Origin of the sequence: Acidovorax sp. LjRoot194 (assembly GCF_964253015.1) — a bacterium.
Taxonomy (GTDB): domain Bacteria; phylum Pseudomonadota; class Gammaproteobacteria; order Burkholderiales; family Burkholderiaceae_C; genus Acidovorax.
On the sequence record NZ_CAXUQB020000001.1, the window covers coordinates 3,058,713 to 3,084,852 of the forward strand.

28 protein-coding genes are annotated in these 26,140 nt (G+C 63.4%); 9 read left to right on the forward strand and 19 right to left on the reverse strand.

Annotated features, from left to right (window positions below; all coding sequences use genetic code 11):
• Window positions 1–308: 308 nt before the first annotated feature.
• Window positions 309–857 (forward strand): hypothetical protein, encoded by a 549-nt coding sequence (locus ACSQ3N_RS13810; RefSeq protein WP_436146582.1) that lies wholly within the window; start codon window positions 309–311, stop codon window positions 855–857.
• A gap of 124 nt (window positions 858–981) precedes the next feature.
• On the opposite strand, the gene paoC is transcribed toward ACSQ3N_RS13810, so the two are convergent.
• From paoC to ACSQ3N_RS13830, 4 genes are all read right to left on the reverse strand, one after another.
• The gene (gene paoC, locus ACSQ3N_RS13815) at window positions 982–3,234 is read right to left on the reverse strand and encodes an aldehyde oxidoreductase molybdenum-binding subunit PaoC (RefSeq protein WP_436146583.1); all 2,253 of its coding nucleotides are present in this window, start codon (window positions 3,232–3,234) and stop codon (window positions 982–984) included.
• A gap of 4 nt (window positions 3,235–3,238) precedes the next feature.
• A complete protein-coding gene (locus tag ACSQ3N_RS13820) occupies window positions 3,239–4,189 on the reverse strand; it encodes an FAD binding domain-containing protein (protein ID WP_436146584.1) in 951 nt (316 codons plus the stop codon).
• Window positions 4,186–4,830: an aldehyde dehydrogenase iron-sulfur subunit PaoA gene (paoA, locus tag ACSQ3N_RS13825; protein WP_436146585.1), complete on the reverse strand. Its 645-nt coding sequence runs from the start codon at window positions 4,828–4,830 to the stop codon at window positions 4,186–4,188. The genes ACSQ3N_RS13820 and paoA overlap by 4 nt, the downstream gene beginning before the upstream one ends.
• A 341-nt stretch (window positions 4,831–5,171) precedes the next feature.
• Complete coding sequence (locus ACSQ3N_RS13830; RefSeq protein WP_162241068.1) at window positions 5,172–5,888, reverse strand: LuxR family transcriptional regulator; 717 nt, start codon at window positions 5,886–5,888, stop codon at window positions 5,172–5,174.
• Window positions 5,889–5,939: 51 nt separating this feature from the next.
• Between ACSQ3N_RS13830 and ACSQ3N_RS13835 the strand changes: the two genes are divergently transcribed.
• Window positions 5,940–6,323 carry a DUF4902 domain-containing protein gene (locus ACSQ3N_RS13835; RefSeq protein ID WP_436146586.1) on the forward strand — a complete coding sequence of 128 codons (384 nt, stop codon included), beginning with the start codon at window positions 5,940–5,942 and terminating at the stop codon, window positions 6,321–6,323.
• Here the strand turns inward: ACSQ3N_RS13835 and ACSQ3N_RS13840 are convergent, their stop codons facing one another.
• On the reverse strand, window positions 6,324–6,917 hold the full coding sequence (locus tag ACSQ3N_RS13840; protein WP_056166131.1) for an acyl-homoserine-lactone synthase: 594 nt from the start codon (window positions 6,915–6,917) through the stop codon (window positions 6,324–6,326). It lies immediately after the preceding gene.
• Between the two features lie 423 nt (window positions 6,918–7,340).
• Here ACSQ3N_RS13840 and ACSQ3N_RS13845 point away from each other — a divergent pair, with 423 nt between their 5' ends.
• Window positions 7,341–7,940 carry a hypothetical protein gene (locus ACSQ3N_RS13845; RefSeq protein ID WP_156372019.1) on the forward strand — a complete coding sequence of 200 codons (600 nt, stop codon included), beginning with the start codon at window positions 7,341–7,343 and terminating at the stop codon, window positions 7,938–7,940.
• Between the two features lie 45 nt (window positions 7,941–7,985).
• Here ACSQ3N_RS13845 and ACSQ3N_RS13850 read toward each other — a convergent pair whose 3' ends face one another.
• From ACSQ3N_RS13850 to ACSQ3N_RS13860, 3 genes are read right to left on the reverse strand one after another with little or no spacing between them, the layout of a single operon-like run.
• Window positions 7,986–8,408, reverse strand: coding sequence for a DUF6691 family protein (locus ACSQ3N_RS13850; protein ID WP_056166538.1), 423 nt, complete (start codon window positions 8,406–8,408; stop codon window positions 7,986–7,988).
• A 17-nt stretch (window positions 8,409–8,425) separates the two neighbouring features.
• Window positions 8,426–8,854: a YeeE/YedE family protein gene (locus ACSQ3N_RS13855; protein ID WP_056166126.1), complete on the reverse strand. Its 429-nt coding sequence runs from the start codon at window positions 8,852–8,854 to the stop codon at window positions 8,426–8,428.
• Between the two features lie 2 nt (window positions 8,855–8,856).
• The gene (locus tag ACSQ3N_RS13860; protein WP_056166123.1) at window positions 8,857–9,177 is read right to left on the reverse strand and encodes an ArsR/SmtB family transcription factor; all 321 of its coding nucleotides are present in this window, start codon (window positions 9,175–9,177) and stop codon (window positions 8,857–8,859) included.
• Between the two features lie 75 nt (window positions 9,178–9,252).
• Here ACSQ3N_RS13860 and ACSQ3N_RS13865 point away from each other — a divergent pair, with 75 nt between their 5' ends.
• Window positions 9,253–10,131: an MBL fold metallo-hydrolase gene (locus tag ACSQ3N_RS13865; RefSeq protein ID WP_056166119.1), complete on the forward strand. Its 879-nt coding sequence runs from the start codon at window positions 9,253–9,255 to the stop codon at window positions 10,129–10,131.
• Window positions 10,132–10,315: 184 nt separating this feature from the next.
• Here ACSQ3N_RS13865 and ACSQ3N_RS13870 read toward each other — a convergent pair whose 3' ends face one another.
• Genes ACSQ3N_RS13870 through ACSQ3N_RS13895 form a run of 6 tightly spaced genes read right to left on the reverse strand, consistent with a single transcriptional unit; the run spans window position 10,316 to window position 15,787 of the window.
• Window positions 10,316–12,250, reverse strand: coding sequence for a hybrid sensor histidine kinase/response regulator (locus tag ACSQ3N_RS13870; RefSeq protein ID WP_369817135.1), 1,935 nt, complete (start codon window positions 12,248–12,250; stop codon window positions 10,316–10,318).
• Between the two features lie 23 nt (window positions 12,251–12,273).
• Window positions 12,274–13,128, reverse strand: a complete 855-nt coding sequence (locus tag ACSQ3N_RS13875) for a sensor histidine kinase (protein ID WP_369817137.1) — start codon at window positions 13,126–13,128, stop codon at window positions 12,274–12,276.
• Between the two features lie 16 nt (window positions 13,129–13,144).
• Window positions 13,145–14,116, reverse strand: coding sequence for an ATP-binding protein (locus ACSQ3N_RS13880; protein WP_056166534.1), 972 nt, complete (start codon window positions 14,114–14,116; stop codon window positions 13,145–13,147).
• A gap of 29 nt (window positions 14,117–14,145) precedes the next feature.
• Window positions 14,146–14,550, reverse strand: a complete 405-nt coding sequence (locus ACSQ3N_RS13885) for an anti-sigma regulatory factor (RefSeq protein WP_056166110.1) — start codon at window positions 14,548–14,550, stop codon at window positions 14,146–14,148.
• Window positions 14,540–14,914 (reverse strand): STAS domain-containing protein, encoded by a 375-nt coding sequence (locus tag ACSQ3N_RS13890; protein ID WP_056166108.1) that lies wholly within the window; start codon window positions 14,912–14,914, stop codon window positions 14,540–14,542. Before ACSQ3N_RS13890 ends, ACSQ3N_RS13885 begins: the two co-directional genes overlap by 11 nt.
• 18 nt (window positions 14,915–14,932) lie before the next feature.
• Complete coding sequence (locus ACSQ3N_RS13895; RefSeq protein ID WP_056166105.1) at window positions 14,933–15,787, reverse strand: STAS domain-containing protein; 855 nt, start codon at window positions 15,785–15,787, stop codon at window positions 14,933–14,935.
• 346 nt (window positions 15,788–16,133) lie between these two features.
• Here ACSQ3N_RS13895 and ACSQ3N_RS13900 point away from each other — a divergent pair, with 346 nt between their 5' ends.
• The gene (locus ACSQ3N_RS13900; protein ID WP_056166102.1) at window positions 16,134–17,813 is read left to right on the forward strand and encodes a histidine kinase famiy protein; all 1,680 of its coding nucleotides are present in this window, start codon (window positions 16,134–16,136) and stop codon (window positions 17,811–17,813) included.
• Between the two features lie 116 nt (window positions 17,814–17,929).
• On the opposite strand, the gene ACSQ3N_RS13905 is transcribed toward ACSQ3N_RS13900, so the two are convergent.
• The 4 genes from ACSQ3N_RS13905 to ACSQ3N_RS13920 are packed head-to-tail and all read right to left on the reverse strand — an operon-like array spanning window position 17,930 to window position 20,880.
• Window positions 17,930–18,454: a hypothetical protein gene (locus ACSQ3N_RS13905; protein WP_436146587.1), complete on the reverse strand. Its 525-nt coding sequence runs from the start codon at window positions 18,452–18,454 to the stop codon at window positions 17,930–17,932.
• A gap of 31 nt (window positions 18,455–18,485) precedes the next feature.
• Complete coding sequence (locus tag ACSQ3N_RS13910) at window positions 18,486–19,313, reverse strand: MetQ/NlpA family ABC transporter substrate-binding protein (RefSeq protein WP_056166096.1); 828 nt, start codon at window positions 19,311–19,313, stop codon at window positions 18,486–18,488.
• A gap of 33 nt (window positions 19,314–19,346) precedes the next feature.
• Window positions 19,347–20,009 carry a methionine ABC transporter permease gene (locus ACSQ3N_RS13915; protein ID WP_056166091.1) on the reverse strand — a complete coding sequence of 221 codons (663 nt, stop codon included), beginning with the start codon at window positions 20,007–20,009 and terminating at the stop codon, window positions 19,347–19,349.
• Window positions 20,002–20,880, reverse strand: coding sequence for a methionine ABC transporter ATP-binding protein (locus ACSQ3N_RS13920; RefSeq protein WP_056166086.1), 879 nt, complete (start codon window positions 20,878–20,880; stop codon window positions 20,002–20,004). The genes ACSQ3N_RS13915 and ACSQ3N_RS13920 overlap by 8 nt, the downstream gene beginning before the upstream one ends.
• A 296-nt stretch (window positions 20,881–21,176) precedes the next feature.
• On the opposite strand from ACSQ3N_RS13920, the gene ACSQ3N_RS13925 reads away from it, so the two are divergent.
• The 4 genes from ACSQ3N_RS13925 to ACSQ3N_RS13940 all read left to right on the forward strand — a co-directional run bounded on the left by ACSQ3N_RS13925 (window position 21,177) and on the right by ACSQ3N_RS13940 (window position 24,676).
• On the forward strand, window positions 21,177–22,001 hold the full coding sequence (locus tag ACSQ3N_RS13925; RefSeq protein WP_056166531.1) for a MetQ/NlpA family ABC transporter substrate-binding protein: 825 nt from the start codon (window positions 21,177–21,179) through the stop codon (window positions 21,999–22,001).
• A 149-nt stretch (window positions 22,002–22,150) separates the two neighbouring features.
• Window positions 22,151–23,077, forward strand: a complete 927-nt coding sequence (locus ACSQ3N_RS13930; RefSeq protein WP_436146588.1) for an aliphatic sulfonate ABC transporter substrate-binding protein — start codon at window positions 22,151–22,153, stop codon at window positions 23,075–23,077.
• A gap of 7 nt (window positions 23,078–23,084) precedes the next feature.
• A complete protein-coding gene (locus ACSQ3N_RS13935; protein ID WP_436146589.1) occupies window positions 23,085–23,933 on the forward strand; it encodes an ABC transporter permease in 849 nt (282 codons plus the stop codon).
• Window positions 23,930–24,676, forward strand: a complete 747-nt coding sequence (locus ACSQ3N_RS13940) for an ABC transporter ATP-binding protein (protein ID WP_436146590.1) — start codon at window positions 23,930–23,932, stop codon at window positions 24,674–24,676. The genes ACSQ3N_RS13935 and ACSQ3N_RS13940 overlap by 4 nt, the downstream gene beginning before the upstream one ends.
• Before the next feature lie 39 nt (window positions 24,677–24,715).
• On the opposite strand, the gene ACSQ3N_RS13945 is transcribed toward ACSQ3N_RS13940, so the two are convergent.
• Window positions 24,716–26,140: an LLM class flavin-dependent oxidoreductase gene (locus ACSQ3N_RS13945; protein WP_436146591.1), complete on the reverse strand. Its 1,425-nt coding sequence runs from the start codon at window positions 26,138–26,140 to the stop codon at window positions 24,716–24,718.

Below are 26,140 nucleotides of genomic sequence, written 5' to 3' on the forward strand. Positions count from 1 at the left end.
TGGAGTGCGCAGTGGAGATCAAAGCCAGATGGCCACATCGACTGCGCCAGGGTCATGCTGGCGATGCAGTGGACTATCGACGTAGGGCGACTCGACGGTCAACGGAGATGGTGGTGTTGTATTTTTCTTGTGGAGCCTCAAAGTTTCTGTAGGACGGACCCACCGGCGCGCCCAGATTTGATCCGCGCATGTGCTGGCGCTGATCCGGCAAGCACTGAGGGAGGTGCAGACGAGTCGAATCAAATGAAATGATTTCGGATCTATCCTCAGCAACCAACGGGCTTCAGATTCCGAATTCCTACACCGATATGCGCGTTCCATTCACCCCGTCAGAACACGCACCCATCCAGCATTCCTCCATCTACATTGATGGGAAAGAAATGAAAACTCCAGCTCTACTTTGGTCCGCGCTGATCGGTGCGGTGGCCAGCGCTCGCTCGATGACGCCAATGGCCACCTTGGCAGCAGCACGACTTCTGGGCCGCTCTACGCCGGGACAGCTTGCACTGCTGGATCGCCCGTTGTTTAAATACGGGGCACTCGCAATGGGTGCCGGTGAACTTGCCGGCGACAAGATGAAGACGGCGCCGGACAGAACGGTGGCGCTTGGCCTGCTGGCCAGGGTCATGAGTGCTGGCATTGCGGGTGCGGCTCTGGCGCCCCGTGGGCGCGAGCAAGCGGGCGCATTGGTAGCGGTAGCCACCGCAGTGCCTCTCGCGTACATCACTTTGGATGCCAGGAAAGCCGCCATGAAACACATCGGCCAGACCCGCAGCGGGCTGATCGAGGATGCACTCATCATCGCCGGGGGCATCGCCATCGTCGCGCTGGCCGTCAAACCCAAGAGCCGTTTCTGAACATTGCGCACCAGGGCCGCGGTAGTAACGGGGGATCAGCTACCTCGATCCCTGGCACCAAGTACGCGTCACGTCTTAAGGTGCACGAGCAGGGGTCAAAGGCCCCGTCGAAACCTGACACGCATCACACCCTGCCCATACCCGCCAGCAGCTTGTCCAGTGTGATCGGATAGTCACGAACACGCACGCCGGTAGCGTTATAGATGGCGTTGGCAATGGCCGCGCTCACACCGCAGATGCCCAGCTCGCCGACACCCTTGGCCTTCATGGGAGACGCTATGGGGTCCACCTCGTCGAGGAAAATCACCTCTTGATGCGGAATGTCAGCGTGCACAGGCACTTCGTAACCGGCCAGGTCGTGATTCACGAAAAACCCGTGCCGCTTATCCACCGCCAGCTCTTCCATTAGCGCGCTGCCCACCCCCATGGTCATGGCGCCAATGACTTGGCTGCGCGCTGATTTGGGGTTGAGAATGCGACCGGCTGCGCACACGGCCAGCATGCGGCGTACCCGGATTTCTGCGGTGTATGCGTCCACCGCTACCTCCACAAAATGCGCGCCAAAGGTGGACTGCTGCGTCTTCTTGTCGAGCACCCCGAACTCTATAGTGTCTTCGGCTGTGATGTCTCCGTCCGACGCAGCCTGGGCCAGGGGTACGCGGCGGTCTCCTTGATGTACCTGCCCATCAGAAAACTGGGCCGTGGCTGCGTCCATGCCCAGTTGGCGTGCAATGGCCTCACGGAGCTTTACGCAGGCCGCATACACCCCCGATGTGGAACTGGCCGCTCCCCACTGTCCGCCCGAGCCTGCCGACACTGGGAAGTCAGAGTCGCCCAACCGCACGCGCACCCTGTCGAGCGGCACGCCCATCATCTCGGCAGCAGTCTGCGCAATGATGGTGTAGCTGCCGGTGCCGATATCGGTCATGTCCGTTTCTACAGTGATGAGGCCCGTGGCATCCAAGCGCACACGGGCCGCAGACTTTTCGACAGGCGCTCCGCGGTAGGCCGCGGCCACACCCAATCCAACAAGCCATCGGCCTTCGCGGCGCTTTGCTGGCTCGGCGTTGCGGTCCTTCCAGCCAAAACGCTCCGCGCCGGTGCGCAGGCACTGCACCAGTTCGCGGCGAGAAAACGGCTTGGGGGGTTGAGCGCCCTCCTCGCCCGCTTTCTTTTGGGCTGGGTCTTTTTTGCCAAGGTCAGGCACTACCTGGGTGTCGTTAAGAATGCGCAGCTCCACAGGGTCGATGCGGAGCTTCTCGGCCAGTTCGTCCATGGCGACCTCCAGAGCCATGTGCCCCGTGGCCTCGCCAGGTGCGCGCATGGCATTCGCTTCGGGCAGATCCAGTACTGCCAGTCGGGTGGCGGTCATGCGGTGGACGCCGGCATACAGCCTTCGGGTTTGGTCTACTGCTGAGTCTGCGGACCCTTTGGGCTGATCTCCTGACCAGCTTTCGTGGCCAATGGCAGTGATGCGGCCATCCGCTGTCGCGCCGATACGAACCCGCTGTATCGTGGCCGGCCTGTGGGTGGTGTTGTTGGCCATGAGCGGCCGCTGCAACGCCACCTTGACTGGACGGCCGGCAGCGCGGGCGCCCAGCGCGGCCAGCAATGCATCGGCACGAAGAAACAGCTTGCCGCCAAAACCGCCGCCGATAAAGGGCGACACCAGCCGTACTTTGTTCTTGGGAATGCCCAAGGTGGCGGCCAACTCGCTCTGCCCCCAAGCAATCATCTGGTTCGCTGTCCAGACCGTGAGTTCGTCGCCCTTCCAAGCGGCCAGTGTGGCGTGCGGCTCCATCATCGCGTGCGTCTGGTCGGGTGTGGTGTACATGGCGTCCATCTTGACCGGCGCGGCAGCGAACGCTCCGTTGAAGTCGCCGATGGCGGTGTCCGGCGCATCACCGTTGATGCTGTCGGGCCGGGTGGCTGAGTCCTTGGCAGCGGCGAGGTCGTAAACACCGTCAGTCCGCTCATAGTTCACGCGCACCAGATGGGCGGCGGCACGTGCCTGCTCGAACGTTTCGGCCACGACCAGCGCCACGGCCTGGTGGTAATGCGCTACCTGTGGGCCTGCCAGTAGCGGCACGGTGTTCATCTTGCCTTGCCCCAGTTTGCCTGCCGTTGTGGCCGTGACGATGGTGATCACGCCAGGTGCCCGCTGCGCTTGTGCCAGGTCGATGTTGCGGATGCGCCCCTTGGCAATGGCTGCGCCTACCACGTAGCCATAAGCGCAGTGTTGGGTCACGTCATGCCGTTCGTAGGCGTAGGGGGCGGTGCCGGTGGTCTTGAGCAAGCCGTCGATGCGGTTCACTGGCTTACCAATGATCTTGAGTTGATCAATCGGATTGACGGTGGCTGGTGTGTCGAATTTCATGGCATCAGCTCCTGGCCTGTTGCAGCGCGGCGGCGAGCGTCCGCTCAGCCAACGGCAGTTTGAATGCGTTGTCGTGCGTGGGGCGCGCGCCCGCCAGCAGTTGGTCGGCTACGGCCTTGGCGCCGCGCGGCAAATGCTGCTCGGCCGCTTCCACCCGCCACGGCTTGTGGGCCACCCCACCCAAGGCTACCCGGCCACTGCCATCGCGCTGCACGATGGCAGCGACCGACACCAGCGCAAAGGCATAAGACGCGCGGTCGCGCACTTTGTGGTAAATGTGCACCCCGCCCACGGGTGCAGGCAGCGTGACGGATGTGATGAGTTCCCCGGGCTGCAGAACTGTCTCGACCTGCGGAGTGTTGCCGGGCAGACGGTGAAAATCCGCAATAGGGATGACACGCGCTGTTCCGTGGGCGTTGACGGTCTCCACCGTGGCATCGAGCACGCGCAGCGCCACGGCCATATCGCTCGCGTGGGTGGCAATGCACTCCTGGCTTCCACCAATGACCGCATGTTGGCGGCTTACCCCGCCGATGGCCGAGCAGCCGCTGCCAGGCCGCCGCTTGTTGCAGGGCATGTTGGTGTCGTAGAAGTACGAACACCGTGTGCGCTGCAGCAGGTTACCCCCCGTGGTCGCCATATTCCGCAACTGGCCTGAAGCGCCCGCCACCAGGGCGCGCGTCAGCACACCGTAGTCGCGCCGCACCCGCGGGTGGGCCGCCAGATCGCTGTTGCGCACCATCGCTCCAATACGCAGCCCACCTTGCGCCGTAGGCTCCACCGTCCCCATACCCGCGCCATTCACGTCCACGAGGTGCATGGGGGCTTCTATCTGAAGCTTCATCAAATCGAGAAGATTGGTGCCGCCTGCGATGAACCGGGCGCCTGGCCTGGCGGCCACTGCGGCGGCGGCGTGCGCGGGCGACGTCGCGCGCTCGTAGGTGAACGGGGTCATGTGCGTGCCCTCCCGGAAACCTCGGTGATCGCATCCACGATGTTGGAATACGCTCCGCAGCGGCAGAGGTTGCCGCTCATGCGCTCGCGCAATTCGGCGGCCGATACCAGCGGCTGCGCAACGATGTCCTGGCTGGCATGGCTGGGCATCCCCTGCTTGATCTCGTCCAGCACCCCCACCGCCGAGCAGATCTGCCCCGGTGTGCAGTAGCCGCACTGGTAGCCGTCGTGCCGCACGAAAGCCACCTGCATCGGGTGGGGTGACTGCGGCGTGCCCAGGCCCTCGATGGTGGTCACGCTGGCGCCCTCGTTCATTACCGCCAAACTCAGGCATGAAACCACACGCCGCCCGTTGACCAGTACGGTGCACGCGCCGCACTGACCGTGGTCGCAACCCTTCTTGGTGCCCGTGAGATGCAGGTGTTCGCGCAAGGTGTCGAGCAGCGTTGTGCGTGTGTCGAGATCAAGCAAGTGATCCCTTCCGTTCACTTGCAGCGTGATGGGCATGTTGGTGGCCTGCATGGGCTGTGCTGAAGGATTGAGGGTGTCGGTCTGTCCGTACACTGTCGACGCGGCGGCGGTAGAAGCGCCCGCAATCAGCAGGCCCCTCCGCGTCACGTGAAGTTGGGAGTGGTGGTCCATGGGATGTCCATCTTGTTCGTCGCAGTCGTGGGAAACGTGCAGGCCGAGGCAAGCACACGACACAAGCATCACCCAAGGAAACAAGTTTTTGTGTAGGTCGAAAGCGCACGGTCAACACCGTAAACCTTCACCATCGCCTTCACAAAGCTGCATGCACAGTACGATTTGCGGCCGGACTGCGTACCGCCTTAACGCAAGACGTCTGTTCGCTGGCGGTGGATTTCTAGCTGCGAACCAGCAACACCACGCCTAGCAGAAATGATAGCCCTCTCATTCCTGATGGTGGCGCTTGCGGCGAGCGGTGCGTAGAGTCTGCCGAAATGACCACGTTCGGGACAAAACTACGTCAGCAATCCCAAGCGAAATGCCACCGCAATTGCTTGCGATCGGTTTTTTACATCGAGCTTTTCCATCACATTCTTGACATGAAACACCACGGTGGGCTCCGCGATGGACATGATCTGACCGATCTCTGCAGAAGTCTTGCCCAATGCCACCCAGTTGAGACACTGGGATTCTTGTGCCGAAATCGGTGGTTTGGCAGCCCGTGCGGCTTCGCTGGCGATCAGGCCCCGGTGCGCAAAGTGCGCGCAACTGGCCAGCACCTTGCCGATGGCCAGCAGTTGCTGCTGCTCTCGTGGGTCCGAGATGGGTTTGTCGCGTGCCAGGCTGATCATGCTTTTGACGCCATGAGCTTCATGCACAGGGACGCTGAGGCCGAATCCCAGTCCGTGCGAGCGCGCTTCTTCAAAAAAATCGAGCGTTCCAGACTTGGCAAAAAAATCCTCGGTCCAGACAATCGCACCCGTGCTGGTCTGACAATGGCGGACGGTGGGATCAAGCTCCGCATACTGCCGCTCGGCATAGATGCGTTGCCAGCCAGTCGGGTATCCGCTGGCAATCTTGTAAACGGGGGCACCGTTGTCATCAAACCACTGGGTGCCAACCATAAACCGCTCAAACCCTATGTCGCGAGAGATCGCAGCCATCGTCGAGAAAAACTCTTCATCTGTCGAGGCATCAAATATCTTCGACACAAGGTCGATGGAACCGGGCATTGAAACGCCTGTCGACATTGGATACTCCACCGCTCAGTTGGTAACAACTCCATGATAGGCGTCAACAGACCAAACCACGACTACTATGTGCGCATGTCCCTAGAGGCCGTCAACGGTATTGGGCTGGAGCACCACGCGACAGAAATCACCTGTGCGCCTGTTTTCAGCGGATTCACGGAGTGGGTAGCGCAGTGTGAAACAGCGCTTTTGGTGGTGAGTTGGGACTGGACTCGCCTGGACGACGGCATCATCGTGCAGCCGCATCCGCGTATGGTGCTGTCCAATCTGATGCTGCTGAATGACTACGCCTTCGACCAAGGGGTCGATGCGACCGAAGCAGCCTTGATGCGCCTGGTGGATCGGCTGGATTGGAAACCTGCGGTAGCCAGGACGTGCGACTGCTTGATGGCCAGAATGCCCGCCCCGGCTGTGTAATCAATGTGCGGCTTGAGATCCGATGGCGGAAAGAGTGATGTGGTCGATCTCGACGATCAAGGCCACCGCCGAAGCGACCCCAATGCGGATGGAGGGCCCCATCCTGTGAACATGCAGGCCTTGATGGCGAAGCATTCTTTCCATGACAGGCGTCGTCACCGTCACATAGCGGCTGATGTTGTTCTCCAGCGCAAACTGGGCGGACTGGCGCATCAGGGCCATGGGCATGTCGCCAAAGGTCGCATTGGCAGTCCCCACACGGTCGGTCGCCACCGCGAAGCGGCTGAGCTCCCAACAATCGTCGCTGTGGGGCGCTGGCTGGCCGTGAAGCAGTTCAGGGAAACTGTCCCTTAGCATGTAAGCGCCAGTGGTTGGAAGGAGTCTCCAGCAGGCATCCACAGAACCGTTGGGGTGCTTGGCCAGGACATAGGCGACTTCCGGGAGGTCATCGAACTCGTCTCTTTCCATGCCGTCCTGCGATTTCACGTCCCAGCCGAGCCTTTCGTGAAATACGGAATACCGGAGTTTGAACATGGCTCGCAGGTCGCCACGGTCGATGTGCGCAGGCGTAAAAATTTTGATGTCGTAGTTCATCTGGCTTTTGCGGTGGTATGTGCAAAAGCTATTGAACCCAGCGAAGCATCGTGTAGAAACTGTCAGAAGAGGTAGCTTGTGCTTGCCTTCCGCTTGATGCTGCAAAGCCGTTTTAACCGCTTTTCAAGTGGAGGCAGAGTGTGCTGCTGAGGTGAGAGCCGCAGTGCGAAATGCGCCTATCGACTGTTTTTCCGGAGCGCTGTAATGGCGCTGTGGTAAGGCTGCCAGGCAGTCACGACATGCACTCTCGACAGCTGCAACAACTCGCTGAATGACATCGGCTTGACGCCTCGCCGGTGTACATACAAGACCCATAACTTCGTACTTTGAGCGCCGCTGAAGAGCGCCTGACCACCTGCGCAGCGGTATGCTGGGCATCCAGCGCTCGCTGGAAGTTCTTGGATTCCCTTCACCGTCTTGACCATGTCTTTCACCAACCCGCCCCGCCGCACTGCCTTCCATCTCTTCCAGTGTCTGGCCGCCATCGCCTTATTTTTGCTTACCGCACTACCTGCTGCCCACGCTGCGCCAACGGTTATCTACAACAAGGATGGTGTGAGCTTTGAGCATCCCGTGGAGTGGAAAGTGGCCGAAGACGTTGTCGCGCAGGACGGAACCCGCCTGCGCAGCATCGATGTGGAGGGGCCCGACGAAGCCGTCGTAACCTTGATGTTCAGCCCACTGTTGGCCACCCAGGACATCGAAAAGTTTGCGGCCACGGCAGCGCGCAATCGCGAGAACGCAGCACGTGCCAACACCGCACAGCAGGTCCGAATGGGCGCCACGACTGCCACACCTGTTACCCGCCAAGTGGCGGGCCAGGACAACAAGGGCGTCTCCCAGCGCTTTGTGGTCAGCCTGTTGGGCCAGGACCTGCCGCACGAGGCGCGCTTCTTCAAAGCGAGCCTGGGCGATACCACGGTGATCGTCATGACCCAGGTGGCAGATGAAAATGCCAAAGCCGCGGAGCCCGCGTTGGTGATGGTGCTCGGGAGGCTGCGCTACAGCGGCAGCAAGCGCTGAGCTCTGGCACACAAGGCCGCACCTTGGACGGCGCCGATGGCTGGATCAGCGCGCGGCCTTCCAACGCTCCATCAGTTCGAAAATGCCCATGCCGACAAGCATCGCCGCGACAAAGATGATGGCTTTGGCCTCGCCCATTCCGACGGCCACCAGTGCGGGCCCGGGACAAAACCCCGCCACGCCCCAGCCGACGCCAAACAGCAGGCTACCGCTGACCAGGCGGCGATCGATGCCGCGGGCGTCCGGAAGCTTCATCGGCGTACCCAAAAACGACTGCGTCCTGCGCTTGGCAATGGCAAAGGCCACCAGCCCGATGCCAATGGCGCCTGCCATCACAAAACCCAATGACGGGTCCCAAGGTCCGGCCAGATCGAGAAAGCCAAGTACCTTGTTTGGATCGGCCATGCCGGACACGATGAGCCCGATGCCGAACACCAGGCCAGACACGAAGGCAGTAAGAAGAAGCATGGTGAAGACCTCCTGATTCAAAACAGGTGCCGGACAACGAACACCGTCGCAAACCCAGCGGCCATGAACAGCAACGTGGTCACCAACGACCGCAATGACAGCCGGGAGAGTCCACACACCCCGTGGCCGCTGGTGCAGCCCGCGCCGTAACGCGTACCGACGCCGACCAGGACGCCGGCCAGAACCAATGCTGCTGTGTCCGCATCTATCTGAGGCCGCGGTAGGTCACGGCACAGCGCGAACACCAGCGGCGCGGTCAGCAGGCCCGCGATAAACGTCGCCCTCCACGCCCCCTCCCCTTTTGAAGGTTTGAGCATGCCCCCCAGGATCCCGCTGATCCCGGCGATGCGCCCATTGAACAAAACCAGCAGCGCGGCTGCGGCGCCAATCAGCATGCCGCCCGCCAGCGACGACCACGGGGTGAAAGCATTCCAGTCGATGGCCATGGTCAATCCTTCGGGCAGTACAGGCGGTAGAGCACCGCCAGGATGTCAAGCAACGCCGCATCTGCGACAGAGTAGTAAATGTTCTTGCCCTGACGTCGCGTGGACACGACCTCTTCTGATCGCAGTACGCCCAGCTGCTGAGACAAGGTTGGCTGGCGAATGCCCAGGGCCTCTTCCATTTCGCTCACGCACATTTCGCCCTGCGAAAGCTGGCACAGCAAAAGCAGCCGGTCCTCGTTGGCGAGGACCTTGAGGGTGGCCACGGCCTGCCCAGCGGCGCTTCGCAATGCCTGCGGGTCAAGGGTGAGAGACTGGTTTGCCATGTGATCGCATTGGGTAGCTGGGAAACAATATATTAAAATATATAATCAAAGTCAACATACTGAAGCGAGCCGATCATGAGCCGGATCTCCATCCAATCGTTCTTCGACACCACAACCGGCACGGTCTCGTATGTGGTGACCGACGCGGCGAGCCGGCGCGCCGCCATCATCGACCCCGTTCTGGACTACGACTCCAAGTCAGGCCACACCAGCACGAAGTCCGCCGATGCATTGCTCGACTACGTTCGCGCGAACGAGATCACCGTGGAGTGGATTCTTGAAACGCATGCCCATGCGGACCACCTCTCTGGCGCCCACTATGTTCAGGAGCAGGTCGGCGGCAAGATCGCCATCGGAGAGCGCATCCGCGAGGTGCAGGCAACGTTCAAGCAGCTGTACAACCTGGGGCCCGCGTTCTTGCCCGATGGCAACCAGTTCGATCACCTGCTCAAAGACGGAGAGGTCTTCCACATCGGTGACGTGAAAGCCACTGCCCTGTGGGTGCCGGGGCATACTCCAGCCGACCTCGCGTACGTGATCGAAGACGCCGTTTTCACCGGCGACACGCTGTTCATGCCGGACGTCGGCACCGCGCGTGCAGACTTTCCAGGTGGTAACGCGCATACGCTGTATCGATCAATCCACCGCCTGCTCGAACTCCCATCGGAGACGCGCGTGTTTGTATGCCACGACTATCCCCCGGAAGTCCGCGACGCGGCGTGGGAAACAACGGTTGCGGAGCAGCGCGCGTCCAATATCCATGTGCGCGACGGAGTCAGCGAAGACGAGTTCGTAGCGCTGCGGAATGCCCGGGATGCGACGCTCGAAATGCCCACGCTCATTCTGCCGTCGATCCAGGTCAACATCCGTGCGGGGCAGTTGCCACCGGCAGAAGACAACGGCGTGGCGTATCTGCGCATCCCGCTCAATGTCCTCGCCCAGCACAGACAGTAGTAGCCGCAGCGGACCACCTGAGTGGCCGCATTGCCCTCATCTTGCCCCGACTTGCGGTGCCCGCACTTTTCGTACGCGCAATCATCCTGACTTTGGGGAACGTTCGTACGACTGTGCGGCAAGTGCACTTGCCCTGTGCGTGCCCCTGCGTCCCGCGTCAGGCTTTCTGAGGTGGTCCGGCGGCCTAGGACAGGGCCTGCAACAGCAAGTGGGGTTGCAGCGGCTTGCCCAGGTGCTGATCAAAGCCCGCCGCCAGTGCCCGGTCGCGATCCTGGGGCCGCGCAAAGGCGGTAAGCGCAATTGACCGCAAGTGCGGTCGACCAGCAGCCGCCTCAAGCTCCCGCACTTTGGCGATGAGGTCGTAGCCGTCACGGCCCGGCAGGCCGATGTCGCTCACGAACAGATCGGGCCACGCCAAGTCGAACTGGGCCAGGGCGGCCTCGTAGCTGTCGGCTACGCGCACCCGCGCCCCTTCGTCGGAGAGAACGATGCTGAGCATCTCGCTGGTGTCGGCGTTGTCGTCCACGACCAGGACGTCCTTGCCCTGCAAAATGCGAGATTCATGAACCGGTGAGGCCACTTGCCCATCGTCGGAAGCTGCCTGGGCCTCTTCGTATCCCACCATGAGCCGCGCCGTCATGGTCGTGCCATGGCCGGCGCCTTGGCTGGACGCGGAAATGGTGCCGGCATGCAAATCCACCAGATGCTTGACAATGGACAAGCCCAGGCCCAGGCCGCCGTGGGCTCGGTTTCCCGGAGCACCACTCTGCGTAAACCGCTGAAACAGATAGGGCACAAAAGCCGCGTCGATGCCCGCACCGTGGTCTTGCACGACCAATGTGAGTTCGTCTCCGTCGTGTTGCAGTCGCACCTGCACCAAGCCGCCTGATTCTGAGAACTTGATGGCATTGGTGACCAGGTTCCACACGATCTGTTGAAACCGCGTGACATCAAGCCAGGCCGGCTCATCGACGTCCCCGCTCATCACCTCCAGGGTGATCTGCTTGGCTTGCGCCTGGTCGCGCACGGCGTCGATGGAGACGCGCACCAATTCCCCCGGTTTGGCCCATTCGCGGTGCAGCCGCAACTTGCCAGAGGCAATGCGCGAGACATCCAGGATGTCCGAAATGATGCGTCCCTGCGCCTTGGCCCCTCGCTCGATCGCGTCGATACCACGCGCCAGCATTTCGGGTTTGGTGTTGGGCCGTTTGAGCATGTGCACCCAGCCCGTAATGAGCGTGAGCGGAGTGCGCAGTTCATGCGACAGCACCGCCACAAAGTCGTCCTTGGTGCGGCTGTGGCGCTCCGCCAGCACCCGCGCAGCCTGCTCGCGCTCCAGCAGTTCTTCGCGCCGGCGCTCGAAGTCGATGCGCTCGGACAGGTCCGTGGCGATGCCGATGCGCAAGCCCGGCTCGACGTGATCGGACATGCTCCAGTCAAGCAACACCTCCTTCCCGTCGCCCCGAATAAGCGGGAACTCGCCCTTCCAGTCCACCGCAGACCCGGCTTCCATGCAGCTCTGCACAAAAGCCTGCCATCCCGAGGGTGCCAGCGACGTTACCACCTGCCCGATAAGATCGCCGCGCGGGCGCTGCAGCAGCGCCTCTGCGGCGGGATTCAGGTCGGCGAAGCGGCCTGCTTCGTCGATGAGCATCATGGCCACCGGCGCTTGGTCGTAAATGGCGCGAAACCTTGTCTCGCTGCGCCGCAGCTTTTCTTCGGCCGTGCGTGCACGGATCAGCGCCTGCAGCGTGGCCACCATCAGTGCGGGCTCGGCAGGGTGCACCATGTACGCATCGGCCCCGGCATTGAGTCCCGCCACCTTGTGCTCACTCTGCACATAGGTGGCAGACAGGTGAATGATGGGCGTCAGCTCGGTCTTCGCGTCGGCGCGCAGCACTCGGCAGACTTCAAAACCGTCCATGTCCGGCAGATGCACATCCAGCACTACCGCGGAGATATCGCGCTGAGCCGCGGAAATGGCCGCCGAGCCGGTGTCCGCCTCTTCGGTATGAAACCCCGCGGCACGAATCACCCGTGCCGTCGCATACCGGGTGACGGGGTTGTCGTCGACCACAAGGACCGTGTGCAAGCTGCGGTCTATGGTCGGCGAAATCATGGCGGATGTAGGCATGTTGTGGATCAGCTCTCGATGCCGTCCTTGCCAGGGAGCATCTGGACAGGAACGATGACGGAAAAGACCGACCCCTCACCCACCACGCTGTGCACGCTGACATAGCCGCCCAGCAACACGGCCAGTTGTTTGGACAGTGCGAGGCCCAGACCCGTGCCGCGCAGCCGCTTTTGAATGGGGGCGTTGACCTGGGAGAAGTCGTTGAACAGGCTCTCCAGGTGCTCGGGCGCAATGCCGATGCCAGTATCGGACACCGAAAAGCGCACCATGTTCCCGCTTTCCAGCGTGGCCGACACCCTGACTTCGCCGCGCGCCGTGAACTTGAGGGCGTTGGAGACGAAGTTGCGCAGAATCTGTGAGAGCTTGCGGTCATCGGTAAACAGCCGCGGCAGGCCCATGGGCTCCTCGAACACCAGATTGAGTTCGTCATTGTCCAAGAGCGGCTTGAACATTCCACGCAGCGCTGCGAACAGGTCCATCATCTCGAACCAGGCTGGCGAGACGTCGAGCCGGCCAGCTTCGATCTTGGCCAGATCCAGCAGGTCGTCCACCATCACCGAAAACTCTTCGCAGGTGCTCTGGATGAAGCGCACCTGGCGCTCCTGCTCCGCGGTGAGCGGGCCGTCCACATGGTCGAGCAGCAGGCGGGCGATGCTCAGCGTGGCGCCTATGGGCGTGCGGAACTCGTGGCTCATGTACGAAAGGAAGCGGCTTTTGAGCTGCGTGGCGTGGCGCAACTGCTCGGCCTGCTCGTCCAGCTCGGCATACAGTGCCACGACGCCGCGGTTGGTTTCCTCCAGCTCGGCCCGCAGGGCCTGCACCTCGCCCTGCAGGGCCAGCGCCTCGGCCTGGCTTTGGTCCAGCCGGGTTGTCAGATCGTCACTCAAGAACATTCCCCTGTTTCACCACCAGCACGGTGGCATCGTCGCGACCACGTATCTGCCGCCACAGCAACGAGGCCGCGATCAGCGTGGGGTCGCGCTGCAGCAGCGGCACCACTTCGGCCGCCTTCCAGCGCGAGGTGATGCCATCGCTGTGCAGCACCGCCAGAGCATGCTGGGGCATGTCCTGCGTGGTGACCTCCGTCTTGCGCAACTGCACGCCCACCGTGCCGTGCTGTGTGAGCATCGAGCGGTCGTACACGCCAGACAGCACGCGCCCCACCACGTTGCCCGCCCCAGCGTAGTGCAACTGACCGGCATCCATCCGCAAGGCGAACAGCGCTGCTCCGCGGGTTGTCTGCAACCCCCGGTGCGCATCCTGAACCAAGGTCTCCAGCGGATCGAAAGGGGCCGCAGCAAACGCGGCCAGCGCAGCATCGGACGCCTGTGCAGCGTGCGGTCCATGCCCCAAGCCGTCGGACACCACGGCAGCCAGCCTGTTGCCTTCCTCCGCCACCGCCCAGCCATCCCCACACACTGTCTCGCCAGGTGCCGCGATGCTCACGGCGCCCCAGCGGCGCTCGGACGCGGGCGGCTGCCCTGAGGCACGCATCCGCACCAGGCACACCGTGCCTTCCGGCGCGGAATGGATGTCGAAATCGCTCGCCAAACGGCGTATGGCGCCCAGGCCTGTGCCTGGCGACCCCGTTCCGGTGGATATGCCGTCCAGGCTGGACCGCTGCACGTCCGCCATGCCAGGGCCCTTGTCCAGTGCGATCAGTTCCACCTCGTGCCGGGCAGGCACCACAGCAATCCACAACTGCCCCTGCTCTGCGTGCCGTACGAGGTTGGTGCCCAGCTCGGTGACCACAATGGACAGGCGCCCCGCGTCCAGCTCGCTCCATCCCCAGTCGAGCACCGTGCGTGCACAGAACCGCCGCGCGTCCCCCACGCAACTGGCGTCCGTCATGGGAAAGGGTCGATGGCTCCACCCCAGGCTCACTTCCACTTGGTGATGCTCACGCGAGTGCCTTTTCCAGGCGCAGAATCCACCGTAAAGTCGCTGACCAAGCGCTTGCTGCCCGGCAGGCCCAGTCCCATGCCACCCCCCGACGTCCAGCCGTCAGTCATGGCCAGCTTCATGTCGGCGATGCCAGGGCCATCGTCCTCGAAGTGCAGGGCAAGACCCGTCTTCGCACCGGCCTCCAGCACCTCCCAGCGCATGCGGCCGCCACCGCCGTGGATCAGCGTGTTGCGAGACAGCTCGCTGGCCGCGGTGATCATCTTGGTCTGCTCGACCAGCGAAAATTTGAGCAGTTGGCACAGCGAGCGCACGGTCTGGCGTGTGGCCACGATGTGTTGCTCGGACTCCAGCGGCAGCGTGCCGGCGCGTTCAACTGACAAAACCGGCCTCCTTGCGCGCGCGGTCGAGCAGCGCCAGGCCTCGTTCCACGTTCAGGGCGGTCTTCACGCCGTCCAGAGACAGTCCCAGTTCCACCAGGGTGATGGCCACTGCAGGCTGCATGCCCACCACCACCGTAGTGGCTGACAAGATGCGGGCAATGCCAGAGATGCTGGCCAGCATGCGGCCGACAAAGGAATCCACGATCTCCAGCGCCGAGATATCGATCATCACGCCGCTGGCGCCGGTCTTGGCAATGCGGTCTGCCAGGTCGTCCTGCAGCGCCAGTGCAGTCTGGTCCTGCATGTCCACCTGGATGGTGACCAGCAGGGTCGAGCCCATGCGCAAAATTGGTATACGGTCCATACGATTGCCGCGTCCCGATCAGGCGACCTGGCGGGCGATGCGCCAGCCGGTGCGCTGTAGCGCCAAGGCCAGCGCATCGGCCAGCGTGGCCTTGGTGCTGACGCCCTGAAGATCAATGCCCAGGTGCACGATGGTTTGCGCAATTTGCGGGCGAATGCCGCTGATGATGCAGTCCGCCCCCATGAGGCGAATGGCCGTCACGGTCTTGAGCAGATGCTGCGCTACCAGCGTATCCACGGTGGGCACGCCGGTGATGTCGATGATGGCGAGTTCGGAACCCGTGTCCACAATGGACTGCAGCAGCGTCTCCATCACGATCTGGGTGCGGTTGCTGTCCAGGGTACCGATCATCGGCACCGCCAGCACGCCGTCCCACAGCTTGACGACGGGCGTCGACAGCTCCAGCAGCTCTTCCTGCTGGCGGGTGATGATCTCTTCACGCGCACGCTGGAAGGTGGTCGCCGTGAACTGGGCCATGTTGTCCACCAATGTGGTCAGTCCCCAAAATGCCGACATGATCTGAAGACTGTCACTGCCTTGCAATTGACCGTGCAGGGCTGACAGCAGAGGCTTCTTCAGCGCCAGCACGAAAAGGCTGGTTTCCCCCGCACCTTGCCCTTGTGCCGCGCCGGACCGGGACAGCGCCGCAAGGACCTGCTGCAAAGCCGACCATTTTGGATCCGAGAAGGACTCAATGCTGGCCCCCTCGCCCAAGGACCGCGCCATGGCCGACGCCAGCTCTGCGGCATCCGTAGCGGCAGAGCGCGGAAGTCCGGCATTGCGGGTGCGCGCCTCGTCGATCCACTCGCGGATCAAAGCCTCCCGTTTGCTGTCATGCAGTGCGTCAAGGATCTGGGTCGTCAGGTTGGTCATAAATCTCTCGGCATGGGGAATCGGCCCTGCCAACAAATCTGGCAGGGTGTAAATCATTGTAGAGGGGCGGCCGTTACAACCTCAGCGACGCCCTCCAGCAACGTTTATGTCGGCGCGTTGTCCTACGTGATTAGCGGTAGGCAGCCAACAACACGACCCAGAGCCTGTTGCCTCAATGCTTCGGCGGCTGGCTCGCTGATTCAGTTCGAGGTGGTGGGGCTGGTGCACCGGCGGAGGTTGGTGACCCGCAAGGCAGTGCAATCCGTGCGTCTCGTCCATACAACGATCGGCGTTTTTCAGGCCCTTGTCCTGCATGCCGCCCGCGTCTTTTTCGGTCTAATGCCGCATGAGTTCTGAACCCGAAAAGCCGCCCATCACCGGATCCGCCGCACCCGAGGTGTCGCTGCTCGGTTCCAACGTGACCACCATATCGGATCACGACGACGATATCTTTTTCACGGCGATTGAAACCACGCGCATGCCCATGCTCGTGACGGACCCAAGGCAACCCGACAACCCTGTTGTGTTTGCCAACCGCGCGTTCCTGTCCATGAGCGGCTATTCGCGCGATGAAGTCTTGGGCGCGAATTGCCGGTTTCTGCAGGGTTCCGGTACCGACCGCGCCACAGTCGCGTCGGTACGGCAAGCGATTGCCGACCGCACAGAGATAACGACCGAAATTCTCAACTACCGCAAGGACGGCACGTCGTTCTGGAATGCGCTGTACATCTCGCCTGTCTACAACAAGAACAAAGAGCTTGTTTACTTCTTCGCCTCCCAACTCGACGTGAGTCGCCGCCGCGATGCAGAGCAGGCGCTGGCGCAGGCTCAGAAGATGGAGGCACTGGGCCAGTTGACGGGCGGTATCTCGCACGACTTCAACAACCTGCTGCAAGTGATCTCCGGCCACCTGGAAATCCTCAAGCGCCGCGTCAAGACCCACAAGGGCGATGAGTCTGTCCTGGCCAGCGCCGACAGTGCCGCAGCGGCCGTCAAGAAAGCTTCCACCCTAACCCAGCAACTGCTGGCGTTCGCACGCAAGCAACGCCTTGAGGGGCGCCCGATCAACCTGAACGCTGCAGCCGAGAACATTCGCAACCTGATCGAAGACACCGTGGACGGCGGCATCGAGTTGCACATGGACCTGGCGCCAGACCTGGCCAACTGCCAGGTCGACCCGACGCAGCTCGAACTGGCCATCCTCAACATCATCACCAATGCCAGGGACGCGATGCCGCACGGTGGACGGGTGACCGTATCCACTTCCAACGTCCAGGTCACTGGGACGGACGTCACCGCGTTCGGTGGCCTGCGGCCCGGCCTTTATGTCTCGATGACCATCACCGATACCGGAGAAGGCATTCCGCCGGAGTTGATCAAGCAGGTGGTCAACCCGTTTTTCACCACCAAACCCGAGGGCAAGGGTACCGGGCTCGGCCTGTCCATGGTGTATGGCTTTGCCAAACAGTCCGGCGGCACCGTCAACCTGTATTCCGAAGTCGGCATCGGAACCACCGTGCGGCTTTACTTCCCTGCCACCACCCAGCCGTCAAACGCTCGGGAGATTCACGACGACGAGTCGTCGGAGCGCGGGGGCACAGAGCTGATTCTGGTGGTGGACGACCGCCGCGAAGTGGCCGATCTGGCAGGCGCGATGCTGGAAAGTCTGGGCTACAGCGTCCATATCGAGACCGACGCGGCCACCGCGCTGGCGTGGATCGGAGAGCCCGGCGGCGATACACGCAACCGGCCGGACATGGTTTTCTCGGATGTGCTGATGCCTGGCGGCATGAACGGATTCATGCTGGCCCGCCAACTGCGCAGCCGCCACCCCGGCATCGCAATTTTGCTCACCACAGGATATGCCGGCGATGGAAACATGACGGACGATATCGAAGGTGTTGAATTCGACATCCTGAAGAAGCCGTACGGAATGAAAGACCTGGCACGTCGCGTACGGCTGGCACTGGATGGCCACACCGGCGCGCGTGCCAGAAGGCAGGTGCCTCAGGGGCGCCCTGCTTAGCCCGCCGAACCTCAGCCGTAGGGTGTGTGTGCGACCTCAGAATTGAAATGCAGCCTTGACAAAGCTACTAGCCACTCGCTCGCAGGCTCAACGCTGACGGCCCCCACAGCGCCCCCTTACTCGTCGTTGGCGTACCCCGTCATCTCCAGCATGGTTTCGACGAAAGCCTCGTGCGAGGGAAGACTTGACGTAGACAGCTCCTGTCGTGCTGGAGGTGCCTTCACTGCGGCCAAAAATAGCAGAAGATCGACGTCTGACGTGCCGCCAGCGTCCAACGCACAGGCCAAACCCGCAGGTATCGAAATCCATTCGCCAGCCTCGCACAGCACACCCACATAGCCATCGCTGGCCTGCAGATAGACCAGCAATGTGCCCGACAGGACCCAATGCACGGCAAGGGCATCGGGAGGCGTTTGAGGCCGCGTGCCTTCACCTGCTCCCCACCGTACCCGTTCTACTGAGCTGGTGCCCCAGAGTCGGTGCAATGGTGCCAACACGTCAATATCCGGCTGCACGCCCGCTTCAATGTATTGCCGCCCCCAGCGCACTCCCAGAGCCTGCAGGTTGTGCTCCAGCAGGTGGTCGCAGACATGGGTCTGCCCCCAGGTGCCTTCAGCATCGAAGATCGCCAGCACGCACATACCGGGACAATCGGGTGTTTACCTGCTGCGCTTACTGCAGGAACGCGGGTTTGGCGTAGCCGCGGAATTTGCTGTCCACCACGGCCTGGAATTCCTTGGAGCGGTAGGCCTCCACCAGGTCCTTGGCCCAGGCCTCGTCCTTGTCGGTGCGCTTGACGGCCACCACGTTGAGGTAATGGTCGGGCGTCTTCTCCAGCGCCACGGCTTCGGTGAGCTTGAGGCCCGAGGAGATCGCGAAGTTGCCGTTGATGATGGCGTACTCGGTGTCGCCGAGCGAGCGCGGCAGCTGGGCAGCTTCGAGCGGGATGAACTTGAACTTGCGCGGGTTCTGCTCGATGTCCTTCTCGGACGCGCGGATGGGGTCGATCCCGCCCTTGAGCGTGATCAGCTTGTTCTGCTCCAGCAGCACCAGGGCCCGCGCCAGGTTGCTCGGGTCGTTGGGCAAGGTGAAACGGTCACCGTCCTTGGCCTCGGCCAGAGTCTTGCGCTGGGTGGAGTAAACGCCCAGCGGCGCGATGGGTCCTTGCACCAGCTCGACGATGTCGAGCTTCTGGTCGGCTGCGAACTTCTTCAAGTACACCAGATGCTGGAAAAAGTTGGCATCGAGCGAGCCTTGTGCGAGAGCCAGGTTGGGCTGCACATAGTCGTTGAACTCGACCAGCTTGACCTTGTAGCCCTTCTTTTCCAGCAGCGGCACGATGCCCTGCTTGAGCTGATCGATGTTGGAGCCAGCGGTACCGCCGATGGTGAGCTCCTTCTTCGCGGCCTGGGCATTGGCTTGCAGCGGCACCAGCACACCGATGGACAGTGCCACCAACGACAGGGAAAGGACGGAACGGCGGAGCAATGCGTTTTTCATGGATGTGACTCGAAATAGGAAAAGAAACAGGGTTCAGCGCTTGTCCAGGCGACGAGCGGCCGTGGTGCCCACAAACTGCAGAATCTGCACCAGCACCACGAGCAGGGCCACGGTCAGCACCATCACGTCGGTCTGGAAGCGGTAGTACCCGTAGCGGATGGCAAGGTCGCCGATGCCGCCACCGCCCACCACGCCGGCAATGGCGGAGTAGGAAAGAAAGCTCACCGACAGCACCGTGAACGCCAGCACCAGACCGGAGCGGGCCTCGACGATCAGCACGCGCCAGATGATCTGCAGCTCGCTCGCGCCCATGGCGTGCGCGGCCTCGATCACGCCCCGGGGTACCTCGCGCAGGCACTGGTCGACCAGGCGTGCCAGATAAGGGATGGCGGCCACCGACAGCGGCACCGCGGCAGCCAGCGGGCCGATGGACGTGCCCGCAATGAGACGCGTGAACGGCACCAGCGCCACCAGCAAAATGATGAACGGGAACGAACGCACGGTGTTCACGATCCAGTTGAGCACCAAAAACACCGGCTTGTTGGCCAACGACTGGCCTGGGCTCAGCAGGAACAGCAAAATGCCCAGCGGCCCGCCGATCAGCAGCGCGGCACTCAGGCCGATGGCCAGCATCAAAAAGGTCTGGCCAATGGCCACGCCCAGCTCGGGCAGGATGGCGACGATGTTCTCAGGCATACGCCACTCCTTGCGTGCCGTTGGCGCGTGCGGCATAGCCCGCAGCCGCGGCGGCGTCCTCCCGTGCATCGCGTTCGCGGCGGCGTACCAGGGTGTCGATCTCGCGGCCCAGCGCGGTCCGGCGCTGTGCGGGCGGCGCATCCACGGCAAACTGCTCGATCAGCTCGCCCTGCTCCAGGATGGCGACCTGGCGGCACAGCAACTCGACCACCGGCAACTCGTGCGTCACGATGACGATGGTCACGCCGATCTTCTGATTGATGTCGCGCAGCGTGGCCAGCAGCTCCTGGGTGGTCTCGCTGTCCAGGGCTGAAGTCGGCTCGTCGCACAGCAGCACCTTGGGGCGCGGAGCGAGCGCGCGGGCAATGGCCACGCGCTGTTTCTGGCCGCCTGACAGCTGGGCGGGATAGGTGTCGATCTTCGCCTCCAGCCCCACCAGCCTGAGGCATTCGCGCACGCGCTCCTGGATCTCGGCGCGCGTGTGGTGACCGTGGATCTTGAGCGGAAAAGCCACGTTGTCGGCCACCGTGGCGTTCTGGATCAGGTTGAATTGCTGGAAGATCATCCCCAGGCTCTGGCGCGTGTCGCGCAGCTCGCTGCGCGACAGCGTGGTCAGGTCGCGCCCGCCCACGATCACGCGGCCAGCGTCGGGGCGCTCCAACAGGTTGATCAGTCGCAGCAGCGTGGACTTGCCCGCGCCGCTCTTGCCGATCAGGCCAAAGATGTCGCCGGCATGGATGTCCAGAGACAACGAGCGCACGGCATCAAACCGCTCGCCGTTGGGCAGCGTGAAAGACTTCTGCACGGATTCGAGCCGGATCACCGGTACAGCGTTGTGCGCAGGGGGATGCAAGGGGGTGACAGCAGTCATGGAAAAGCAATGGCCCCGCGGCACGCCCACAACAGGTGCGCATGCCGGGCAGGCCCTGAACATCGAAGCAGCCGAGTATGGGAACGGGCAGCGCTAGAGGGAACGACGCATTCGGCGCGTGCTTATGCGGATTTCAAGTAAGAGGCCATAGCGAGCCGCCCGGGGTAGCAAAAATGGCCTATTCGCACACCGCGCTTGTGTGGCAGCCGCATAAGGTTGCGCGCATTTCTTCGTTGGGGAATGTGCCGTGCACGGCCACAGTCGGCGCCTTCTTACACACTTTCATGCCGACCACCATGCTGCACACAGTCCGCCGCCGCGCCGCGATGATCACTGCGATCTCGCTGGCCTCCGCCGCCCTCCTCGCCTCCCACGGCACCTTGCACGCGCAGGACAAGAAGACGCTCAAGGTGGGTGTCTCCGTCGGCAACGGCGACCAGATCTTCGAAGTGGTCAAGAAGGTCGCGGCCCGCGACGGCCTGGCCATCGAGGTCGTGGTCTTCAACGACTACCAGCTGCCCAATGCCGCCCTGGCGGCGGGCGACCTGGATGCCAACGCCTTCCAGCACCAGCCCTTCCTGGACAACCAGAACAAGGCACGCGGCTTCGACATCGTGCCCGTGGGCCTGACCATCACCGCGCCGCTGGGCTTCTACTCGCGCAAGATCAAGAGCATCGACGCGCTGCCCGAAGGCGCTACGGTGGGTATCCAGAACGACCCCTCCAACGGCAACCGCGCCCTGCTGCTGCTGCAGGAGGCCAAGCTGATCACCCTGAAGCCCGAGGCCGTGAAGAACAACAACGCCACGCCGCTCGACGTGGTGTCCAACCCCAAAAAGCTCAAGCTGGTGCCGCTCGACGCGGCGCAACTGCCGCGCTCGCTTGATGACCTGACGATCGCCTCGATCAACAACGACTATGCCGAAAAGGCCGGCCTCACCCTGGCCAAGGACGCCGTGATCAAGGAATCGCCCCAGGGCCCCTACGCCAACCTGATCGCCGTGCGCCGCGCCGACAAGGACAAGCCCTGGGCCAAGCAACTGGTCAAGGCTTATCAGTCGGCCGAAGTGAAGAGCTTCATCGAGACCAAGTTCAACGGCTCGCTCGTTCCAGCGTTCTAAGACCCTGTCGAGTATCCCCGGGCCCACGCCGTGATCCGGCGGGGCCTGGCTTTTTCTCCCCCCTTGTTGCCCTGCTGGAGCCTTGCCATGAAACGCCGTTCCGTCCTTCACGCTGCCGCCGCCGGCGCCACCACTTTTGCCCTGCCTGCGTGGTGCGCGCGGCCGACGCGCCCAAGGAAGTGCGCCTGGACTACGCCTACTACTCGCCCACCAGCCTGGTGCTGCGCCGCTTCGGCTGGCTGGAGCAGGAGTTCAAGAAGGACGGCATCGACGTCAAGTGGGTGCTCAGCGCCGGCAGCAACCGAGCGCTGGAATACCTCAACGCCAACAGCATCGACATCGGCTCGAGCGCCGGCCTGGCCGCAGTGCTTGCGCGCGCCAACGGCAACCCCATTCGTACGCCCTATATCTTTTCCCGGCCCGAATGGACTGCGCTGGTGGTGCGCCGTGATTCGCCCATCCGCACGCTGGCCGACCTCAAGGGCAAAAAGGTCGCCGCGACCAAAGGCACGGACCCCTACCTCTTCCTGTTGCGTGCGCTGCAGACCGTGAAGCTGCGACGCAGCGACATCGAGCACGTGGGCCTGCAGCACGCCGATGGCCGCGTGGCCCTGGAACAAGGGCGCGTGGACGCGTGGGCGGGCCTCGACCCGCTGATGGCGGCCAGCGAGCTCGACGCGGGCTCGCGCCTCATCTACCGCAATGTGGCCTTCAACACCTATGGCTTTCTCAACGTGCGCGAGGACTTCCAGGCACGCCATCCTGCCGTGCTGCTGCGCGTGATCAACGCCTACGAGCGCGCACGCAAGTGGACACAGGCCAACACTGTCGAGGCCGCGCGCATCCTGTCGGAAGAGGCCAAGGTCAGCCTGGAAGTGGCGCTGCTGCAACTCAAGCTGCGTACCGACCTGAGCAACCCGCTGCCATCGTCCGAACACGTCAAGGCACTGCAGGCGGCCTCGCCGATCCTGCTGGAGGAGCAATTGGTCAAACCCGGCACCAACCTGAACAAGGTCATCGCCGACCTGGTGGACACACAGTTCGCACGCGCCCATCTGGCGGGCGCTGCGGCCTGAACTGCCCATGAGCGCCGTCCCCCCGCTGGAGGCAACCCACGTCACCTCCCCTACCCTAGCGCGAGACCTGCGCACACAGCGTCCTCGGTCAGTACGCGGCACGCCCTCACGCTGGCTGGGCGCCGCGCTGCCCCTGGTGCTTCTGGCCGCGCTGGAGTTGGCCGTGCGCTTGGGCTGGGTGGCGCCCCATCTGCTACCCCCACCGAGCGAGATCGCACGCACGCTGCTGGCGTTGGCCGAGCAGGGCCTGGCAGGCCATGTGCTGGTCAGCACCGCGCGGGTGCTGGCCGGCTTTGTGCTGGGCGCTGGCCTGGCCATTGCCCTGGGCGTCTGGGTGGGCCTGAGCCGGCGTGCCGAGGCGGTGCTGGACCCGAGCTTCCAGGCCCTGCGCGCGATTCCTTCGCTGGCCTGGGTGCCGCTGCTGCTGCTGTGGCTGGGCATCGACGAAGGCGCCAAGCTGGCACTGATTGCCATTGGCGCGTTCTTCCCGGTCTACATGGGGGTGGCCTCGGGCCTGCGGGACGTGGACCGCAAGCTGGTCGAGGTGGCCGAGATGGCGGGCCTCGGGCCAATCGCCCTGGCCCGCCGCGTGCTGCTGCCTGCAGCGCTGCCCGCGGTGTGGACGGGCTTGCGCAACGGGCTGTCGCTGGCCTGGATGTTCATGGTCGCGGCGGAGCTGATCGCTGCCACGCGCGGCCTGGGCTACCTGCTGACCGACGGGCGCGAAACTGGACGCGCCGACATTGTTTTGGCGGCCATCGTGCTGCTGGCACTCATGGGCAAGCTCACCGACAGCGGCATGCAGGCGCTGGAGAACCGCTGGCTTGCCTGGCGCGACACGGTGGCCACGCGATGACGACCGCAACCCACCACCCCTTGCTCGACGTGCGCGTGCGGCGCAAGGAATTCGCCGGACACGAGGTGCTGCGCGACGTGCACCTGCAACTGCAGGAAGGCGAATGCGTTGCCTTGGTCGGGGCCAGCGGCTGCGGCAAAAGCACCCTGCTGCGCATTGCCGCCGGGCTGGAGCGCGACTACCACGGCCAGGTGCGCCTGGCGGGCCGGGCCACGGCCGGGCCCACGCGGGACATCCGCTTCGTCTTTCAGGAGCCGCGCCTCTTTCCGTGGTTGACCGTCGCCGGCAATGTCGCTTTCGACGGCGGGGAATCCACCGATGCCGCGCGCGTGGCGCAGTTGCTGGACGAGGTGGGCCTGGCCGGGTTCGGCACCCGCCTGCCCAAGGAGTTGTCTGGCGGGCAGGCCCAGCGCGTGGCCATTGCGCGCGGACTGTTCGTGCAACCCCGCGTGCTGCTGCTGGACGAGCCGTTTTCTGCCGTGGACGCCTTTACGCGCCTGAAGCTGCAGGACCTGCTGCTGCGCGTGGCGCGTGCACACCGCATTGCCGTATTGATGGTGACGCACGATATCGACGAGGCCGTGTACCTAGGCGACCGCGTGCTGGTGCTGGAGGCAGGCCCGGGCCGCATCAGCGCGTCGATCGGTATCGACCTGCCGCAGCCCAGGGACCGTGACGGGCCTGAGGTCGGGGCGGCGATTGCGGCGGTGCGCAACGCGCTGGAGCGCGTCCATGCTTTTTGAATAGCCGCAGTGGCCTGGAGGGTGGTTTACACCCCTCGCTCACACACTGATAGCTGACTTCTTCTCGCTGTCACTACCAGCACTGTCGCTGCCCGGTGCGCCCGGTCGCCGGTACTGCGCCCCCGCGTGGCGTGCGGGCAGATAGTCCGCCTCGCCAAACAGCTTCTTGCGCAGGCTGCCCTGCGCATACTGAGTCTTGTAGACACCTCGCGACTGCAGCTCCGGCACGATGAAGTCCACGAAGTCCTCATAGCTTTCGGGCACCACAGTGCGGCTCACATTGAAGCCGTCCACGCCGGTCTCGTCGATCCAGGATTGCAGCTCGTCGGCCACTTGGCCCGCATCGCCGACGATAGCCGGGTAGCGGCCGCCGAGCTCGAACAGCTCCAGCAACTGCCGGCGCGTCCAGCCGTGCTGGGCGGCGGTGCGGGCCGCCGACTCGATGGCATTGGTGGCGCCGTAGACAATGGGCTGGTCCAGGTCGTAGCGCGAATAATCCACGCCGGTGCTGGCCGCGAAGTGCGCCAGCCCGGCCTCGCGGCTGGCGTAGCGCTTGTAGTCCTCGTACTTATCGCGCGCCTCTTTGGAGGTAGCACCGGTCACCACGGCAGCGCCGACGAAGACCTTCACGTCGTCCGGTCTCCGGCCGGCGCGCACCAGCTGCTCGCGCAGCGCATCGACGCTCTTGCGCGCAGCGGCCTTGTTGGGCGGGGAGATGAAGACACACTCGGCATGCCGCCCGGCAAAAAGCTGGCCCCGGCCTGAGCTACCGGCCTGGAACAGCACGGGCGTGCGCTGCGGCGAAGGCTCGGCCAGGTGGTAGCCGTCCACCTGGTAATAGCGGCCCTGGTGCTGCACCTTGTGCACCCTGGCTGGGTCGGCATAGACACGCCCGGTGCGGTCGCGCTGCACGGCGCCCTCTTCCCAACTGCCCTCCCAGAGCTTGTAGAGCACCTCGAGGAATTCGTCGGCCCGGTCGTAGCGTTCGTCGTGCGGCAGCTGCTCAGACAGGCCCATGGCCCGCGCCGCGCTGTCGAGGTAGCCGGTGACGACGTTCCAGCCGATGCGCCCGCGCGTGAGGTGGTCCAGCGTCGAGAAGCGCCGCGCCAGCAGGTAGGGCAGTTCGTAGCCGAGGTTCACCGTGACGCCGAAGCCCAGGTTCTGTGTGACCGCCGCCATGGCGGAGATGAGCATCATCGGATCGTTGACCGGCAGCTGGATCGACTCGCGCAGGGTCACGTCCACATTGCCCTGGTAGACGTCGTACACGCCCACGATGTCGGCGATGAACAGGCCGTCGAACAGCCCGCGCTCCAGCGTGCGGGCGATGCCGGTCCAGTGCTCGATGGTGTTGTAGGCGGCCGACTCGTCGCGCGGGTGCGTCCACAGGCCGTGGTTGATGTGGCCCACGCAGTTCATGTTGAACGCGTTGAGCAGGATCTGTTTCTTCTTCGGGGTAGCCAT